Source organism: uncultured Clostridium sp., assembly GCF_937920395.1.
GTDB lineage: Bacteria > Bacillota > Clostridia > Clostridiales > Clostridiaceae > Clostridium_AD.
Map to the genome: position 1 here is coordinate 1 of NZ_CALEVF010000109.1, position 2,727 is coordinate 2,727.

Annotated in this window: 3 protein-coding genes and 1 pseudogene; all 4 read left to right on the plus strand. The window is 29.7% G+C overall.

Going from position 1 to position 2,727, the window contains the following annotated elements:
• A pseudogene (locus Q0649_RS09250) lies at window positions 1–353 on the plus strand (transposase); the annotation flags it as partial.
• Window positions 354–916: 563 nt separating this feature from the next.
• Window positions 917–1,036 carry a topoisomerase DNA-binding C4 zinc finger domain-containing protein gene (locus tag Q0649_RS09255; protein ID WP_298840630.1) on the plus strand — a complete coding sequence of 40 codons (120 nt, stop codon included), beginning with the start codon at window positions 917–919 and terminating at the stop codon, window positions 1,034–1,036.
• 919 nt (window positions 1,037–1,955) lie between these two features.
• Window positions 1,956–2,555 (plus strand): hypothetical protein, encoded by a 600-nt coding sequence (locus Q0649_RS09260; protein WP_298840626.1) that lies wholly within the window; start codon window positions 1,956–1,958, stop codon window positions 2,553–2,555.
• On the plus strand, window positions 2,555–2,707 hold the full coding sequence (locus Q0649_RS09265; RefSeq protein WP_298840627.1) for a hypothetical protein: 153 nt from the start codon (window positions 2,555–2,557) through the stop codon (window positions 2,705–2,707). The genes Q0649_RS09260 and Q0649_RS09265 overlap by 1 nt, the downstream gene beginning before the upstream one ends.
• The last annotated feature ends 20 nt before the right edge of the window (window positions 2,708–2,727 follow it).

The following is a 2,727-nucleotide window of genomic DNA, read 5'->3' on the forward strand; positions in this document are numbered from 1 at the left end:
AGCTTGAGAGAGGTTGGGACTTTGATGTTACTCAGGTCATCGGACTAACCAATGACGATGCTGTTACAACTGAATTTCGCTGGGTAAAAGAGGTAGTAGAACGCCTTAATCGAACTTTCAAATTTTCTTACCGTGTAACAGGTGGCTACGGAAGTGAAAATGGTGCTCTTTATGGCGTTTCTCTTTGGGTTGCTTATTACAATTTTCTACGTCCCCATCCTTATAACTATTGGAAGCCGTTAAATGAATTAGACGAGTTAACCAATGCAGGTAATATGCCTGCTAAATGGCAATTGCTCATTTTACTTGGCCAACAAAGAATCTTGAAAATGCAAAAGAATCAATGTTCATAATCAAGTAATATATCTTTAATTTTAATTAAATTTTGCCTTAACTCTAAGGCTTTTTTGGCACGTCTAATTTCATTCTAATGTTGATGAATCAGGCCATTTTAAACATATTTATTTTGTATTCAAGCCCAACTAGTTGATCTCATTTTTTCATAAATCACTTTACACTACCTATAAAATTGTTTTAATACTTTGATTATAATACTTTTTAGCGATTTTATTTGGTTTATAACTTTATTTTTGTAAATTTAATCAGTAAATGCTGCATTTAGGAGAAGTGAAAACGAAAATTTATATTAGTATGCATTAGCGGTATGGCTTAGATAAGGAGAAATAGAAGCTAGATTGATTGTATTAGAAACATAGTGTGGTAATGATTTAATGAGTAATAATCAGATGATTAATAGAATTTAAAGTACACAACTTGAGATAGAATAGGCAATAGAGCTGAAAGGCTCTTTTTTTATGAGAATTTATAAAGCACTTATTGCAACTATGGTATATGAAGTAAAGAAACTTGAAAAACTCATGTAAAAGCAATTCACAAGACATTAGCTGAAAAAGAAATCAAAGTTAATAGTGGGTTTTGTCCTAAATGTGGAGAGAAACTAGTATTAAGAAATGGAAGGTATGGTCCATTTAAAGGATGTGGAAATTTTCCTAGATGTAGGTTTATTTCAAAATAGAAGTTAACTTCAGTAATGAACTATGGGATATGGACAGTCACCTGAAAACAGGGAGGGCTGCTTTTATAAAATAATATTCAACATGACTATAATCTTTTATAGTGAGTTTACAATTATTGGTCTGCTGATACGACCCCATTACAGAAATTGGTAACGAAGTGTACAAGTTCTGTTTGCTATAAATTTGGTGAAATAGTTTAGCAAAACAAATTGTATTTACAATTTGTTCACGACCCCCGGGGGAATTTTTGAAGGAGCTTGCGACTGAAATTGCTACATTTGTTGAAGCGTCCTTAATAGTTGATAAATAAGCCATTTTTTTATATGCTGCTTTCCACCTATCTGATGATGAATCAACCCTTTTTGCTCCGATTATATTGATATCAAAGCCATTTTCTTCGAAGTTTTGTCTTGGTAGCTTTCCAGCTAAGTATTCATTGATAAATATTATTTTAAATTCGTAATTATATATTATTGAATATTCACTAACTCTTAGAACATTTTATTCATTTCTAACTTTCTAATATCATCTTTGGTAAATAAAATATTACTCATTTACTGGCCTTCTATCAATATATTAATTATACAAAAAAAGCACCTGTAGCTCAAACACTTTTTTTAAAGTGTCCAGTCTACAGATACCAGTTTATTTAAGAACTTCCTTTTAATATATATACATATTTAATTTTTAATTAAGTAGAGTATAGTAATTTATTTTACTTTATCTAAGGAGGTTTGATATCTTTGGCCATAGACCCCGTTACAGAAATTGGTAACGTAGTGGACAAGCTCTGTTTGCTAGTGGACTAAGGCGTTTGCAATACAACAAAAATAAATATTGCTTAAAAATAAAAAATATGATAAACTTGCATTAAAGTATACGCTTTAACAATATAAAAGAGGAGTTTGAGATGAAGATATGATTGATAATAAATTGTTAATTGAAGAGTTTAAAAAACATAACGGTATAATGAGAACATCAGAACTTAATAATATTTGTATTGATAGCAGGAATATATTACGTCTTTTAAATGAAGAAAAAATTATAAAACTTAAAAAGGGAGTGTATCAATTATCAGATGATATTGACACACCAGATGAAGTTATTATATCAAAATTATTTCCTTCAGCTGTAATTTATCTTAATAGTGCTCTTTTTTATTATGGATATACTGATAGAATTCCTTCATCATGGCAAATAGCAGTTGATAAGAATGTTGCTAAAAGTCAGTTTAAAATAACTTATCCAAGTATAACACCATTTTATTTGATAAATAAGTTTATGGATATTGGAATAACAGAATATTGTATAGGTAATGTTAAAATTAAAATTTTTGATAGGGAACGTACAATATGTGATGTTTTGAGATATGAAAATAAGATAGATAAAGAAGTATTTAATAAGGCTATTCAAAGTTATATTAAAGATAAAGAAAAAAATATAAACAAACTTATGGAATATGCTAGAATTTTAAAAGTTGTAAAAAAAATAAAAATATATATTGGAGTGTGGTTATAGTGGGGGATGCAACAGATATTGGAGCATCAGTAATTGCAAGATTAAAAAACAAAGCAAAAAAGGAAAGATTACAATTACAGCTTTTAGCAAAACAAATTGTATTTACAATTTGTTCACGACCCCCGGGTACGCCACGAAGTGCGTACCTGTAGTGCAGGTGGGAATCCTGCAT